The following is a 13,839-nucleotide window of genomic DNA, read 5'->3' on the forward strand; positions in this document are numbered from 1 at the left end:
TACGAAGACGGTAAGTTTCACCCGTTGCCGGAGTTTCGGCGTCCGAATTCCGTAGTCGGCTGCTCCATCTGGGGTAGGGCGACGGAAGGGTGCTACCCGGAGTGGGAGTACTGCTCCGTACTGTGCACCGAGACGACCACATCGTGGGAATCATGTTACCCACGTGTGGTCGCCCGGCAAGGGGTCATCAGGCCGCCATGGACCGGAGGTCGTCGCTGAGCAGGTCGTGCAGGCCGGTGGCGCACGCCTTCGCCGTCTCGATCGACCGCGGCAGCATCCCGGCCTCGTAGGCGCGGACGGCTTCCCCGACGCTCGGCGACGTCGCCAGTGCGGTGGCGAGCTCGGTGCCGTCGAGCAGCGCGAGGTTCGCGCCGACGCCCAGCGGCGGCATCAGGTGCGCCGCGTCGCCGAGCAGCGTGAGCCCGGGGGTGTGGGTCCAGGCGTGCGGCACCGGCAGAACCTGCAGCGGCCGGTGCGCGAAGCCGCCGTCGGCGTCGTGCAGGAACGCGAGCAGGCTCGGGTGCCAGCCGGCGTAGCGCTCCAGCAGGTTCGCGCGCACGGCCGCCGGGTCGGCGAAGTCGAGGCCGGTGGCCCAGTCTTCGGGTGCGTAGAACGTCGCGTAGCAGCGGATGTGGCCGGTGCTGGTGCGCTGCGCGACGAGTGCCTTGCCGTCGACCTTCGTCATCAGCGTGCCCTGGCCGGTGAGCGCGGCCAGGTCCGGGTGGCGGCGGTCGGCGTCGTCGAGACCGAACTCGACGAACGTGACGCCGCTGTACTCGGGTCGGACGCCGGTGAGGGCGCGGCGGACGCGCGACCACGCGCCGTCCGCGCCCACGATCAGCTCGAACTCGGCCGTGCCGCCGTCGCCGAAGGTCAGGCGGCCGGGGGTGACCTCGGTGATCGAGTGGCCCCACCGGACGGTGCCGGGTGTCAGGGACTCGAGGAGCAGGCCGCGGAGCTGGCCGCGGTCGATTTCGGGACGGGAGTCGTCGCCCTCGGCAGGGACCTCGTCCATGACGACGTCGCCGGTGCGCGGGTCGACGGCCCGCATCTGCTGGCCCTCGGGGCGGGCCAGGGCGCGGAACGGTTCGTACAGCCGCGCGGTGCGCAGGGCGACCTGGCCGGTGTCGCCGTGGAGGTCGAGCGTGCCGCCCTGGGGACGGGCGCCGGCCGAGGGTTCTTGTTCGAAGACGGTGACGTCGATGCCGTGGAGCTGCAGGACGCGGGCACAGGCGAGCCCGCCGAGGCCGGCGCCGACGATCGCGATGGAGTTCATGGCTTCCCCCTGGAAGTCCGGGGCCGCCGGCTGGTCCGGCGGCCTGCGCCCAGAAAAGCATAGTGACTCAAAAGATGCAACGACTTAACTTTTGAAGTGAGTCCACTATCACGTAGGGTGGAAGGCATGACCGAAGTGATCGGACGCCGCGAGCGCAAGAAGGCGCAGACCCGGCAGGCGCTGGCCGACGCGGCGCTGGAGCTGTTCCTGGCGCGCGGCTACGACGAGGTCGGGGTGAAGGAGGTGGCGGACGCGGCGGACGTCTCGGTGACGACGTTGTTCAAGTACTTCCCGAGCAAGGAAGCCCTGCTGTTCGACCAGGACGACGACATCGAGGCGGGGCTGGTCCGCGCGGTCCACGGCCGCCCACCGGGCTACTCGATCGTGGACGCGCTGCGCGAGCACATGCTGAGGGACAGCGCGGACGGCGGCCCGAGCCCGGAGTTCATCCGTCTCATTGAGAGCACCCCGGTCCTGCGCGACTACGCGCGCAGCATGTGGATGCGCCACGAGACAGCGCTGGCGAAGGCGATCGCGGAGGAGATGGGCGCGCCCGAGGACGACGTGTCGTGCGCGTCCTTGGCGAGGTTCGCGCTGGCATCCCGGGAGCTGATCGTGGCGAGCGCGAACCCGAGGAAGGCGGCGGAGACGATCTTCGGCAACCTGGGCCGGGGCTGGCGGGTGGAGTAGGTCCGATGCGCTGTCCGGGTGACGGTGGCGAGACCTTGCAACGCCGGGCGCGTGTCAGGCGTACCCAGTCACTGTGAGCCGGAAAACTTGGGCGTGGGCGTTGGGCGCAGCGGTCGTGACGTCGGGCCTGGGCGTGGCGATCAACATCGCCACCGACGTGAAGGACGCTTGGTGGGCATGGGCGGCGGTGGCGGTGCTGACGGTGGTCAGCGCTGGGGTGAGCGGCTGGCTGCAGTCTTCCGGCGCTCCACCGATCACCCAGCAGGCGACGGCCTCGGGCAACGCGACGATCCAGCAGGCGGGCCGGGACATCAACCCGCCCGGCTGACCCAGGACGCCAGGGCGTCCGACAGCGGAGTCGTCCAGCAGGCCGGGCGGGATGTGAACAACACCTACGTCCTGCCCGGGCGACAGCCGGTGGAGCTGCCGTACCAAGCCGGGTTGATGCCACCGGCGGCGCCCGCGTTCCAAAGTCGGGCGGCTATGCGGCTGGTGCACGAGGCTGTCGCGCAAGGCGACGCGGTGGTTTTGACGTCGGAGCCGACGAAGGTCCTGTCCGGCCTCGGCGGAGTCGGCAAGACGCAGCTGGCGGTCAACTACGCCGAGACGCTCTGGACGGACCAGCGGGTCGACCTGCTCGTATGGGTGACGGCAGGCTCGCGTGAGGCGATCGTCTCGACGTACGCGAAGGTCGCCGAAGCGGTCATGGGCATCGCCATCGACGACCCCGAGGAAGGTGCCCGCGGATTCCTCGAGTGGCTGTGCGCGACTTCAGCCCGCTGGCTTGTCGTCCTCGACGACCTCCAAGACCCCGAACACCTCGAAGCCCTCTGGCCGCCGCAGAACGGCCAGGTACTGGTCACGACCCGCCGGCGGGACGCCGCCCTACGAGGACGGCACCGCCGAATCATCGATGTGGACGTGTTCACCCCGGAGGAAGCCCACGCCTATCTCGTCGCGACGTTCGCCGACCGCCCCGCGTCCCTCGACGGCGCCGACGAACTCGCCGCCGAGCTGGGTTTCCTGCCCCTGGCCCTCGCGCAGGCAACGGCCTACGCGCTCGACCGGGTGCTGACGTGCCGCGAGTACCTCGCGCGGTTCACCGACCGGCAGCGGTCGTCGGGCAGTCACCAGCAGACGGTCGCCACTACGTGGTCCATGTCGATCGAGCTGGCCGACAGCCTGGAGCCGGCCGGGCTCGCCCGTCCGTTGCTGGAGATCGCCGCTCTGCTCGACCCGAACGGCATTCCGCTCTCGGTCTTCACGACCGACGCCGTCGCCGAAGCGCTGGACGCGACGCCGGAGCACGCCCGCGACGGCTTGTCTTGCCTGCACCGGCTGAGCCTGATCACCTTCGATCCCACGTCCAACGCCCGCTCGGTCCGAGTGCACGCGTTGGTGCAGCGGGCCGTGCGCGACCGGATTCCCGCCGGGGACCTGCCCGTTCTCGCGTCGGGGGCCGCGGACGCATTGGTGGAAGCGTGGCCCGAGATCGAACGGGACGTCACGCTCGGGCAAGTGCTGCGGACCAACGTCGAAACCCTCATCGGGCTCGCCGGAGCGCACCTGTGGTCGTCCGAGGTCCATCCGTTGGTCTTCCGGGCCGGCAGCAGCCTCGGCGAGAGCGGTCACGCCGGCCCGGCCGCCGACTACTTCCGCCGCCTGCACGGCCTGGTCTCGGAGGCGCTCGGCGGTGACCACGTGGACGCGATGACCTGCCGCCACAACTTCGCTTACTGGACCGGCCAGGCAGGTGATCCCGCCTCGGCGGTCACCGCGCTGGAGGAGCTTCTCGAAGCACGCGTCCGGCTGCTCGGTCCCGATCACGAGCACGTTCTCACGACCAGGTCCAACCTCGCTCGGTACCGCGGGCAAGCCGGTGATCTGGACGGAGCCATCGCCGCCTACGAGGAAGTCATCGCCGATCGTCTCCGGGTGCTCGGTCCTGATGCCGAGGGCACCCTCATCGCCCGCCACAACCTCGCCATCTACCGCGGGGAAGCCGGCGATCCCGCCCAAGCGGTGCGGGACCTGGAACACCTCCTCGCCGACCGGATCCGGGTGCTCGGTCCCGACCACGAGCGGGTTCTCGTGACCCGGGCGAATCTCGGCAGCTACCACGGGCACGCAGGAGATCCGGCACGAGCTGTCGCCGCTCACGAGGAAGTTCTCGGCGATTACCTTCGCGTGCTCGGCCCTGATCACCTGTTCACCCTCAAGACCCGGGTCAATCTCGCCACCTGGCGCGGGCGGGCCGGTGACCCGGCCGGAGCCGCTGCCGCGCTCGAGGAGGTGCTCGCCGACGAACGGCGGGTGCTCGGTGCCGGCCACCCGGAGGTCGTGAAGAGCGAAGAGATCCTCGAGCGATGGCGAGCCCGCGCAAATGAGTGAAGGCCCCCTGCCGAAGCAGGAGGCCTTCACCGGCAAACCAACTCAAGCCGTGGGCGGCTGGTACACCTTCGTCAGCTTCCCCGCCGCAGCCCGATCCAACAGCCACAGCGTCCGCCGGTGCCCGCGGGCGCCGGCCACCGGCAACTGGACCTCTCCAGCCCCCGACAACGCCAGCGCCACGGCGTCCGCCTTCGCCTCGCCCGCGGTCATCAGCCAGATGTCCCGCGCCTGGCGGATGGCCGGCAGCGTCAGCGAAATCCGCGTCGGCGGGGGCTTGGGGCAGTTGCGGACCGCCACCACCGACCGCTCGGTCTCGTACACCGCCGGCGACTCCGGGAACACCGATGCCGTGTGCCCCTCGCCGCCCAGGCCCAGCAGCATGATGTCGAACGACGGCACGTCGCCGTGGTCCTCCGGGCCGGCGTTCGCAGCCAGCACCGAAGCGTAGGCCGAAGCCGCCGCGTCCACGTCGGACCCGAACTCGCCGTCCGACGGGGCCATCGCGTGGACCCGCTTCGGGTCCAGCGGCACGTGGTCCAGCAGCGCCTCGCGGGCCTGCTTCTCGTTCCGCTCGTCCGAATCCGCCGGGACGAACCGCTCGTCGCCCCAGTAGATGTCCAGCCGGGACCAGTCGATCGCGTCGCGGGCCGAGGACGCCCGCAGCTCCGACAGCACCGCGATGCCCGTTCCGCCGCCGGTCAGCACCAGCGATGCCGATCCCTTGGCCGCCTGGACGTCCACCAGTCGCGTGACCAGCCTGGCGGCCGCCGCGGCCGCCAGGAGGTCCTGGTTCGCGTAGACGACTACTTCCGTCTTGCTCATTTCTTCGGACCAGCGGCAGCGGCCGCCGCGGCGGGCGACGTGACGTCGGCCTTCGGCGGCGCCCCCGTCTTGCCGTTCGTGCCGGAGGTGATCTTCGAAAGCCCGTGCAGCGCGGCCTCGTACACCTCGTCCGGGTCGAGCCGCCGCAGCTCCTCGACCAGGCAGTCCTGCGTGTTGCGCCGCTGCAGGGCGATCCGCCGGGTCGGCTGGCCCGGCTGGGTCAGCGTGCCGACGCGGCCGTCCGGCCGGTGCAGCTCCACCGGGCCCGAACGGCGATCCAGCGTCACCGAGATGATCCCCGCCGCGCCCGAGCTCTTGACCCGCTTGACCGGCACCTTCAGGTACTCGGCGAGCCAAGCCGCCAGCAGTTCGGTGGACGGCGAGTCGGCCTCGCCGGTCACGGTCGCACCGGTGACCTTCTCGTACGGCGGCAGGTCCAGCGCCGAGACGAGCTGTGCGCGCCAGTGCGTCAGCCGCGTCCAGGCGAGGTCGGTGTCGCCCTCGGTGTACGCCTTCGCCCGCGTGGTCAGCGCCTTGACCGGGTTCTTCTCCGCGGCCGAGTCGGTGATCCGGCGCTGGGCCAGCTCGCCGAGCGGGTCCTTGTCCGGGTCCTTCGGGCCGGCCCCGGGCCACCAGCAGACGATCGGCGCGTCGGGCAGCAGCAGCGGCACCACCGCGCTCTGCCCCTGCGCGGCCAGCGGGCCGTACAGGCGCAGCACGATGACTTCGCTCGCGCCGGCGTCGCCGCCGACCCGGATCTGGCCGTCGATGCGCGGGGCCGCCGTGCGGGCGCCCTTGGCCACCACGATCACCCGCGACGGGTGTTCGCGGCTCGCGCCGTTGGCCGCTTCGATCGCCGCTTCGAGATGGCTGTCGTCATCGGCCACGATGACCAGCGTCAGCACCCGCCCCAGCGCGACTTGGCCGCCCTGTTCGCGGATCTCCACCAGCTTCTTGTTGAGTGCCGAAGTCGTGGTGGACGGCAGGTCGATGATCACGGGCGCCTCCATTTCCGGCCGGTGCGCTCCAGCATTTCGTCGGCGGAGGCCGGGCCCCAGGTGCCGGGTGCGTACTGCTCCGGCGCGCCTTCCTTCGCCCAGTGGTCGAGGATCGGGTCGAGGATCTTCCAGGACAGCTCGACCTCTTCGTTCACCGGGAACAGCGACGGCTCGCCCAGCAGGACGTCCAGGATGAGCCGCTCGTAGGCCTCGGGGGAGGACTCGGTGAACGCGTGCCCGTACCCGAAGTCCATCGTGACGTCGCGGACCTCCATCGTGGTCCCCGGCACCTTCGAGCCGAACCGCAGCGTGATGCCCTCGTCCGGCTGCACCCGGATGACCAGGGCGTTCTGCCCCAGCTCCTCGGTCGACGTCGAGTCGAACGGCAGGTGGGGCGCCCGCTTGAACACGACGGCGATCTCGGTGACGCGGCGGCCGAGCCGCTTGCCGGTGCGCAGGTAGAACGGCACCCCGGCCCAGCGGCGGTTCTGCACCTCGAGGGTCACGGCCGCGTAGGTCTCGGTCTTCGAGTCCTTCGCGAAACCCTCCTCCTGCAGCAGGCCCGGCACCTTCGTGCCGCCCTGCCAGCCGCCGGCGTACTGCCCGCGGGCGGTCGTCGCGCTCAGCGGGCCCACCGGCGTGACGCCGGAGAGCACCTTGATCTTCTCCGCGCGCAGGGCCCGCGGCTCGAACGACAGCGGCTCCTCCATCGCGGTGAAGGCGAGCAGCTGCAGCAGGTGGTTCTGGATGACGTCCCGGGCCGCGCCGATGCCGTCGTAGTACCCCGCGCGGCCGCCGAGGCCGATGTCCTCGGCCATGGTGATCTGCACGTGGTCGACGAAGTTGGCGTTCCAGATCGGCTCGAACAGCTGGTTCGCGAAGCGCAGCGCCAGGATGTTCTGCACCGTCTCCTTGCCGAGGTAGTGGTCGATGCGGAACACCGACTCCTCGGGGAAGACGTCGTTGACGATCGCGTTCAGCTCTTCGGCGCTCTTCAGGTCGTGCCCGAAGGGCTTCTCGATGACCACGCGCCGCCAGGTCTTCTCGTCGGCGTTCGCCAGCCCGGAGCGGGCCAGCTGCTTGGTCACCACCGGGAAGGCGCCGGGCGGGATCGACAGGTAGAACGCGGTGTTGCCGCCCGTGCCGCGTTCCTTGTCCAGCTCGCGGACGGTCTCGGCGAGCCGGTCGAAGGCGTCGTCGTCGTCGAAGGTGCCCTGCACGAACCGGATGCCTTCGGCGAGCCGGTTCCACACCGACTCCTTGAACGGCGTCCGTGCGTGCTCCTTGACCGAGTCGTGCACGAGCTCGCCGAAGTCCTGGTGCTCCCAGTCGCGCCGGGCGAACCCGACGAGCGAGAAGCCCGCGGGCAGCAGCCCGCGGTTGGCCAGGTCGTAGATGGCGGGCATCAGCTTCTTGCGGGCCAGGTCGCCGGTGACCCCGAAGATCACCAGGCTGGACGGCCCGGCGATCCGCGGGAGCCGCTTGTCCCGCGGGTCGCGCAGCGGGTTCTTCCACGTCATGCGCCGGCCTCCTGTACCGCGCGGACGACGGCCGCGAGGCCCGCGGCCCGGTCGGTCAGGTGCAGGCGCAACACCGGGCGGCCGTGCTCGGCGAGCACCTGCCCGTCGCCGAGGGCCTGCGCGTGCTGCAGCTGCCCCAGCGTGTAGGGCCGGTCCGGCACGTCGAGGTCGGTCTCGACGGCGCCGGTCAGCTGCAGGAAGACGCCGTTCTGGTGCCCGCCCTTGTGGTACTGGCCGGTGGAGTGCAGGAACCGCGGGCCCCAGCCGAACGTCGTCTGCTTCCCGGTGCGCTTGGCGATCTCGCCGCGCAGCAGGGACGTCGACGCGTCGTCGAGCCGGTCGAGGTAGGCCTGCACCGCGATGTAGCCCGCGTCCGGCGCCGAAGCGAAGAACGCGCGCAGCACGTCGGTCAGGCTGCCGTCCGTGGACACCCCGTCGCTGCCGAAGATCTCGACCGGACCGTCCACATTGGACGCCGTCTCGCCGCCCTTGAGCTTCTCGGGGTCGTCCAGCAGCGCGCGGGCCGCCTTCTTGGCCGCCTCGACGTCGGGCTGGTCGAACGGGTTGATCCCGATCAGCCGGCCGGCCAGCGCCGTCGCGAACTCCCAGAGCAGGAACTGCGCGCCGAGCGAGCCGGTGACGGCGATCTTCGCCGCGCCCTGCGGGCCGCCGATCGCGGTCGGGGTCGCGTCGGACTTCGCGTCGGCGAAGCCGGGTGCGTCCGGGCTCTCGACCGCGACCGGCAGGAGGCCGGTGCCCTGCTTGCCGGTGGACTCCGCGATGAGCTGCTCCGCCCAGTCGGGGAAGCCCTTGATGCCCGAACCGGTGTCGGCCAGCACGACCTTCTCGGCGCCGGCCTCGTGCGCGGCGGCCCAGGCGGCGGCCAGCTTGACCGCCGGGTTGTCCGCGGAGTCCGCCGCGAGCTCTTCGGCCACCGAGGCGGCCTGGTCGAGCAGCCGGGCGACGTCCGCGCCGGCCAGGCCGGCCGGGACGAGCCCGAACGCGGTCAGCGCCGAGTAGCGGCCGCCGACGTGCGGGTCGGCGAGGAAGACCTTGCGGTAGCCCTCCTTTTCGGACAGTTCCTGGAACGGCGAGCCCGGGTCGGTGACGACCACGATCCGCCGTCCCGCGTCGATCCCCGCGTCGGCGAACGCTTTCGCGAAGATCCGCCGGTGGCTGTCGGTCTCGACGGTGCCGCCCGACTTCGACGACACCACGATCACCGTGCGCTCGAGGTCGCCGGCGAGCGCGTCGGCGACCTGGCCCGGGTCGGTGGTGTCGAGGACGGTCAGCGCGACACCGTCGGTCGCGGTGATCACCTCCGGCGCCAGCGACGAGCCGCCCATGCCGGCCAGCACGACGCGGTCGACGCCCTCGGACCGCAGCTCCGTCCGCAACGCCTCGATCTCGCCGATCAGCGGCCGCGACGACTTGTGCAGCGTCGTCCACGACAGCCGGATCGACGCCTCGGATTCGGCGTCCGGCCCCCAGAGCGTCGCGTCCTGCGCCGCCAGCTTCGACGCGGCCTGGTCGGCGACCAGCCGCTCGGCCAGCGGGGTGGCCCGCTCCGCCAGTGCGGCGTCCACGATCTCGACGCCGGTTTTCTCAGCAGTCGTCATGTCGTGCTTCAGCCCTTCGCCTGCTCGAGCTGCCCGTTCACGGTCTCCAGAAGCTCGGTCCACGACTTCTCGAACTTCTCGACGCCCTCGTTCTCCAGCGTCAGGAACACGTCGGTGATGTCGATGCCGACTGCTGCCAGCTGGTCGAACACCTTCTGCGCGTCCTTGCCGTGGCCGCTGACCCGGTCGCCCTGGAGGTCGGCGTGCTCGGCGACGGCGTCGAGGGTCTTCTCCGGCATGGTGTTGACGGTGTTCGCCACCACCAGGTCGTCGACGTAGAGCGTGGGGGAGTAGTCCGGGTTCTTCACGCCGGTCGAGGCCCACAGCGGGCGCTGCGCGTTCGCGCCGTCGGCCGCGAGGGCCTTCCAGCGGTCCGAAGCGAACAGCTCCTCGAAGGCCGCGTACGCGAGACGCGCGTTGGCGACGGCGGCCTTGCCGCGCAGCGCCAGTGCCTCGTCGGTGCCGATGGCTTCCAGGCGCTTGTCGACCTCGGTGTCCACACGGGACACGAAGAACGACGCCACCGAGTGGATGCCGCGCAGGTCGTGACCGTTGGCCTTCGCCTGCTCCAGGCCCGCGAAGAAGGCCTCGATGACCTTCTTGTAGCGCTCGACGGAGAAGATCAGCGTGACGTTGACGCTGATGCCCTCGGCCAGGGTCTTCGTGATGGCGGGCAGGCCCTCTTCGGTGGCCGGGATCTTGATCAGCACGTTCGGCCGGTCCACGGTCTTCCACAGGTCCTTCGCCTCGGCCACCGTCTTCTCGGTGTCCTTGGCCAGGCGCGGGTCGACCTCGATGGAGACACGGCCGTCGACGCCGTTCGTGGCGGTGTAGACGTCGCGGAACAGGTCCGCGGCGTTGCGCACGTCGGTCGTCGTCAGGTCGCGGATGGTCGCCTCGACGTCGGCGCCCTGGGCGGCCAGCTCCCGCGTGCGCTCGTCGTAGGCGTCGCCCTTCGACATCGCGTTGGCGAAGATCGTCGGGTTGGTCGTCACGCCCACGACGTGCTTGTCGCGGATCAGGGCGGCCAGGTTGCCGGTGTTCAGGCGTTCACGCGAAAGGTCGTCCAGCCAGATCGATACGCCGGCCTCGGACAGCTGCGCGAGCTTGTCGGTGCTCATTACTGTCATCCCCTTCAGGAATTCTTGGTGTTCTGGATCGAGCGGCGCGCGGCCTCGACGACTGCTTCCGCGGTGAACCCGAACTCACGGAACAGTGTGGCGGCATCGGCGGAGGCGCCGAAGTGCTCGATCGAAACGTTCACCCCGGCGTCACCGGTGAAGCGGTGCCACGACTGGGCGATGCCCGCCTCGACGGACACGCGGGCCTTCACACCGGCCGGGATGACGGATTCGCGGTAGGCCGCGTCCTGCGCGTCGAACCACTCGACGCACGGCATGGACACGACCCGCGCCTTGACGCCGTCGGCGTCCAGGGTCTTCTTCGCCTCGACCGCCAGCTGGACCTCGGAACCGGTGGCGATGAGGACCACGTCCGGGGTGCCGTCGGAGTCGGCCAGGACGTACCCGCCCTTCTTCACGCCCTCGGCGCTGGTGCCCTCGAGCACCGGCACGTTCTGGCGGGTCAGCGCCAGGCCGGACGGGTGGTGGATGTCCTCCAGGACCGCCTTCCACGCGTACGCGGTCTCGTTGGCGTCCGCCGGGCGGACGACGTTGAGGCCCGGGATCGCGCGCAGCGCGGAAAGCTGCTCGATCGGCTGGTGCGTCGGGCCGTCCTCGCCGAGGCCGATCGAGTCGTGCGTCCACACGTAGGTGACCGGCGCCTTCATCAGCGCGGCCAGCCGGACCGGCGGGCGCATGTAGTCGGAGAAGATGAGGAACGTCGCGCCGTACGGGCGGGTGCCGCCGTGCAGCGCGATCCCGTTGAGGATCGAGCCCATGGCGTGCTCGCGGACGCCGAAGTGCAGCGTCCGGCCGTACGGGTTGGCCTGCCACATGTCGGTGGCGGCCTTCTCGGGACCGAACGAGTCGGCGCCCTTCATCGTGGTGTTGTTGCTCTCGGCCAGGTCGGCCGAGCCGCCCCACAGCTCCGGCAGCGGCTCGGCGAGGGCGTTGAGCACCTCACCGGAGGCCTTGCGCGTCGCGATGCCCTTGGCGTCCGGCTCCCACTTCGGCAGGTTGTCGGCGAAGCCCTCCGGCAGCGTGCGGGTGGCCATCCGGTCGCCGATCTTCTTGCGCTCCGGGTTCGCCTTGCCCCAGGCCTCGTACTTCTCCTGCCACTCGGCGTGCGCGGCCTTGCCGCGGTCGAGCGCCTGGCGGGTGTGCTTGAGCACCTCGTCCTCGACCACGAACGACTGGTTCGGGTCGAAGCCGAGGATCTCCTTGACCGCGGCGACCTCTTCGGCGCCCAGCGCGGCGCCGTGCGCCTTGCCGGTGCCCATCTTCTTCGGCGCCGGGTAGCCGATGACGGTCCGCAGCGCGATGAACGACGGCCGCTGCGTCTCGGCCTTGGCGGCCTTGATGGCCTCCTCGATCGCGACGACGTCCTCGCCGCCCTCGACGACCTGGGTGTGCCACCCGTAGGCCTCGTAGCGCGCGACGGTGTCCTCGGACAGCGCGATGTTGGTGTCGTCCTCGATCGAGATCTTGTTGTCGTCGTAGAAGACGATCAGGTTCCCCAGCTCCTGGCGGCCCGCGATGGACGAGGCTTCGGAGGTGACGCCCTCTTCGATGTCGCCGTCGGAGGCGATCACGTAGATGAAGTGGTCGAAGATGCTCTCGCCGGGCGCGGCGTCCGGGTCCAGCAGGCCGCGCTCGCGGCGGGCGGCCATCGCCATGCCCACGGCGTTCGCCAGGCCCTGCCCCAGTGGGCCGGTGGTGGTCTCGACGCCGTCGGTGTGGCGGTACTCCGGGTGGCCCGGGGTCTTGGAGCCCCACTTGCGCAGCTGCTTGAGGTCCTCGAGCTCGAGGCCGTAGCCGGCGAGGAACAGCTGGATGTAGAGCGTCAGGCTCGAGTGCCCGGCCGAGAGGACGAAGCGGTCGCGGCCCGGCCAGTGCTGGTCGTTCGGGTCGTGACGCAGCGTGCGCTGGAACAGCGTGTAGGCCAGCGGCGCCAGGCTCATCGCCGTGCCGGGGTGGCCACTGCCACAGTTTTCGACCGCGTCGGCGGCCAGCACCCGGACGGTGTCCACGGCGCGGGTGTCGGTGTCGGTCCAGTCGGCGGGCACGTTGCGCCGGAGGAGTGGGTTGTTCTCGCTGGTAGTGGCGGTTTCGGACACTGAACTCCAACTCCCGGTCATGATGGTTGCGGCTGGTCTTCCTCGTTCCGGTTACCCGTGCGCGCGGCTACCTATCTCAATCGATCCCGAAGGGACGATATTCCTGCTCGCGGCCATGCGCAGGGGCAATCGCGGCCCGTCGCGGCCAGCCTAGTGCTTCGGGCAGTCGAGGACCCGCGATCACCCACGGGATTCACCACGTCTAACATCGTTCGAGGGTTCAGTAGGGCTGGTTCTTCGGCTACCCGGACTGGTCCCGCCCGAACCTGACGCAGGGAGTGAAATGTCGTTGGTGAACGCTGCGCACGGACGCAGTGACGACACCAGCGCCGTGCACCCGACCGGTGAGCGACCGCACGGTGACCGGCGAAGCCTCCGCCGGGTCGTCGGCGCCTACGCGGCGCTGGCGAAGCCGCGGGTCATCGAGCTCCTCCTGGTGACCACCATCCCGGCGATGTTCCTCGCCGGCCGGCAGATCCCGTCGCCGTGGCTGGTGCTGGCCACGCTGGTCGGCGGGACGATGGCCGCGGGCAGCGCGAACGCGCTCAACTGCGTGATCGACGCGGACATCGACAAGGTGATGAACCGCACGAAGCGCCGCCCGCTGGTGAAGGACTCGGTGCCCCGGCGCGGCGCGCTGATCTTCGGCTTGGTGCTGGGTGTCGCCTCGGCCGTCGTGCTCTATTTCACGGTGAACCTGCTGTCGGCGATCCTCGCGGTGGCGACGATCCTCTTCTACATCTTCGTCTACACGCTCGGCCTCAAGCGGCGCACGTCACAGAACGTGGTCTGGGGCGGCGCGGCGGGGTGCATGCCGGTGGTCATCGGCTGGGCGGCCGTGACCGGCACGGTGCAGTGGCCGGCGTTCGTGATGTTCGGCGTGATCTTCTTCTGGACGCCCCCGCACACGTGGGCGCTGGGCATGAAGTACCGCGACGACTACGAGCGCGCGGGTGTCCCGATGCTGCCGGTGGTCGCCACCGCCCAGCACGTCGCCCGCCAGATCGTCATCTACTCGTGGGTGATGGTGGCGTGGACGCTGCTGCTGCTCCCGGTGACGTCCTGGCTGTACGGCACGTTCGCGATCCTCGCGGGCGGCTGGTTCCTCTTCTACGCGCACAGCCTCCAGGCGGCGGTCCGGCGCGGCGAGGAGACCAAGCCGATGGCGCTGTTCCACCGGTCGAACACGTACCTGATGATCGTGTTCGTCGCCTTGGCGGTCGACTCCGCCATCGGGCTGCCCACGCTCGGCCTGCCGTTCTGAGCCTGGCCCCGGGCACGCCGT

The 13,839-nt window shown here is 70.5% G+C and carries 11 protein-coding genes; 4 read left to right on the forward strand and 7 right to left on the reverse strand.

The genetic code is table 11. The features are described 5' to 3' along the window. Window positions 1-187: 187 nt before the first annotated feature. Window positions 188-1,276, reverse strand: coding sequence for an NAD(P)/FAD-dependent oxidoreductase (locus tag AB0J40_RS03195; protein WP_364446711.1), 1,089 nt, complete (start codon window positions 1,274-1,276; stop codon window positions 188-190). Between the two features lie 126 nt (window positions 1,277-1,402). Between AB0J40_RS03195 and AB0J40_RS03200 the strand changes: the two genes are divergently transcribed. The 3 genes from AB0J40_RS03200 (at window position 1,403) to AB0J40_RS03210 (ending at window position 4,357) form a co-directional block, all read left to right on the forward strand. Beyond that, window positions 1,403-1,966 carry a helix-turn-helix domain-containing protein gene (locus tag AB0J40_RS03200; RefSeq protein WP_364446713.1) on the forward strand — a complete coding sequence of 188 codons (564 nt, stop codon included), beginning with the start codon at window positions 1,403-1,405 and terminating at the stop codon, window positions 1,964-1,966. Window positions 1,967-2,039: 73 nt separating this feature from the next. Continuing rightward, complete coding sequence (locus AB0J40_RS03205) at window positions 2,040-2,294, forward strand: hypothetical protein (RefSeq protein WP_364446716.1); 255 nt, start codon at window positions 2,040-2,042, stop codon at window positions 2,292-2,294. Window positions 2,295-2,449: 155 nt separating this feature from the next. Continuing rightward, window positions 2,450-4,357 (forward strand): tetratricopeptide repeat protein, encoded by a 1,908-nt coding sequence (locus AB0J40_RS03210; protein ID WP_364446719.1) that lies wholly within the window; start codon window positions 2,450-2,452, stop codon window positions 4,355-4,357. Window positions 4,358-4,399: 42 nt separating this feature from the next. Here AB0J40_RS03210 and pgl read toward each other — a convergent pair whose 3' ends face one another. The 6 genes from pgl to tkt are packed head-to-tail and all read right to left on the reverse strand — an operon-like array spanning window position 4,400 to window position 12,554. Beyond that, window positions 4,400-5,179, reverse strand: a complete 780-nt coding sequence (gene pgl / locus AB0J40_RS03215) for a 6-phosphogluconolactonase (RefSeq protein WP_364446722.1) — start codon at window positions 5,177-5,179, stop codon at window positions 4,400-4,402. Further along, a complete protein-coding gene (gene opcA / locus AB0J40_RS03220; protein ID WP_364446725.1) occupies window positions 5,176-6,177 on the reverse strand; it encodes a glucose-6-phosphate dehydrogenase assembly protein OpcA in 1,002 nt (333 codons plus the stop codon). The genes pgl and opcA overlap by 4 nt, the downstream gene beginning before the upstream one ends. Next, window positions 6,174-7,697 (reverse strand): glucose-6-phosphate dehydrogenase, encoded by a 1,524-nt coding sequence (gene zwf / locus AB0J40_RS03225; protein WP_364446727.1) that lies wholly within the window; start codon window positions 7,695-7,697, stop codon window positions 6,174-6,176. The genes opcA and zwf overlap by 4 nt, the downstream gene beginning before the upstream one ends. Continuing rightward, the gene (locus AB0J40_RS03230) at window positions 7,694-9,316 is read right to left on the reverse strand and encodes a glucose-6-phosphate isomerase (RefSeq protein ID WP_364446729.1); all 1,623 of its coding nucleotides are present in this window, start codon (window positions 9,314-9,316) and stop codon (window positions 7,694-7,696) included. The genes zwf and AB0J40_RS03230 overlap by 4 nt, the downstream gene beginning before the upstream one ends. A gap of 8 nt (window positions 9,317-9,324) precedes the next feature. After that, window positions 9,325-10,437 carry a transaldolase gene (gene tal / locus AB0J40_RS03235; RefSeq protein ID WP_364446732.1) on the reverse strand — a complete coding sequence of 371 codons (1,113 nt, stop codon included), beginning with the start codon at window positions 10,435-10,437 and terminating at the stop codon, window positions 9,325-9,327. Between the two features lie 14 nt (window positions 10,438-10,451). After that, window positions 10,452-12,554 (reverse strand): transketolase, encoded by a 2,103-nt coding sequence (gene tkt / locus AB0J40_RS03240; RefSeq protein WP_364446735.1) that lies wholly within the window; start codon window positions 12,552-12,554, stop codon window positions 10,452-10,454. A gap of 283 nt (window positions 12,555-12,837) precedes the next feature. On the opposite strand from tkt, the gene AB0J40_RS03245 reads away from it, so the two are divergent. Beyond that, window positions 12,838-13,818 (forward strand): heme o synthase, encoded by a 981-nt coding sequence (locus AB0J40_RS03245; protein WP_364446738.1) that lies wholly within the window; start codon window positions 12,838-12,840, stop codon window positions 13,816-13,818. Window positions 13,819-13,839: the final 21 nt, after the last annotated feature.

The sequence above is a fragment of the Amycolatopsis sp. NPDC049691 genome, from assembly GCF_040675005.1.
GTDB lineage: Bacteria > Actinomycetota > Actinomycetes > Mycobacteriales > Pseudonocardiaceae > Amycolatopsis.

Bases quoted from the DNA above. Each gene is read 5' to 3' on its own strand.
- AB0J40_RS03210 (WP_364446719.1), top strand. From the start codon at position 2,450: ATGCGGCTGGTGCACGAGGCTGTCGCGCAAGGCGACGCGGTGGTTTTG.
- AB0J40_RS03200 (WP_364446713.1), top strand. From the start codon at position 1,403: ATGACCGAAGTGATCGGACGCCGCGAGCGCAAGAAGGCGCAGACCCGG.
- AB0J40_RS03230 (WP_364446729.1), bottom strand. From the start codon at position 9,316: ATGACGACTGCTGAGAAAACCGGCGTCGAGATCGTGGACGCCGCACTG.
- tal (WP_364446732.1), bottom strand. From the start codon at position 10,437: ATGAGCACCGACAAGCTCGCGCAGCTGTCCGAGGCCGGCGTATCGATC.
- AB0J40_RS03195 (WP_364446711.1), bottom strand. From the start codon at position 1,276: ATGAACTCCATCGCGATCGTCGGCGCCGGCCTCGGCGGGCTCGCCTGT.
- pgl (WP_364446722.1), bottom strand. From the start codon at position 5,179: ATGAGCAAGACGGAAGTAGTCGTCTACGCGAACCAGGACCTCCTGGCG.
- AB0J40_RS03245 (WP_364446738.1), top strand. From the start codon at position 12,838: ATGTCGTTGGTGAACGCTGCGCACGGACGCAGTGACGACACCAGCGCC.
- zwf (WP_364446727.1), bottom strand. From the start codon at position 7,697: ATGACGTGGAAGAACCCGCTGCGCGACCCGCGGGACAAGCGGCTCCCG.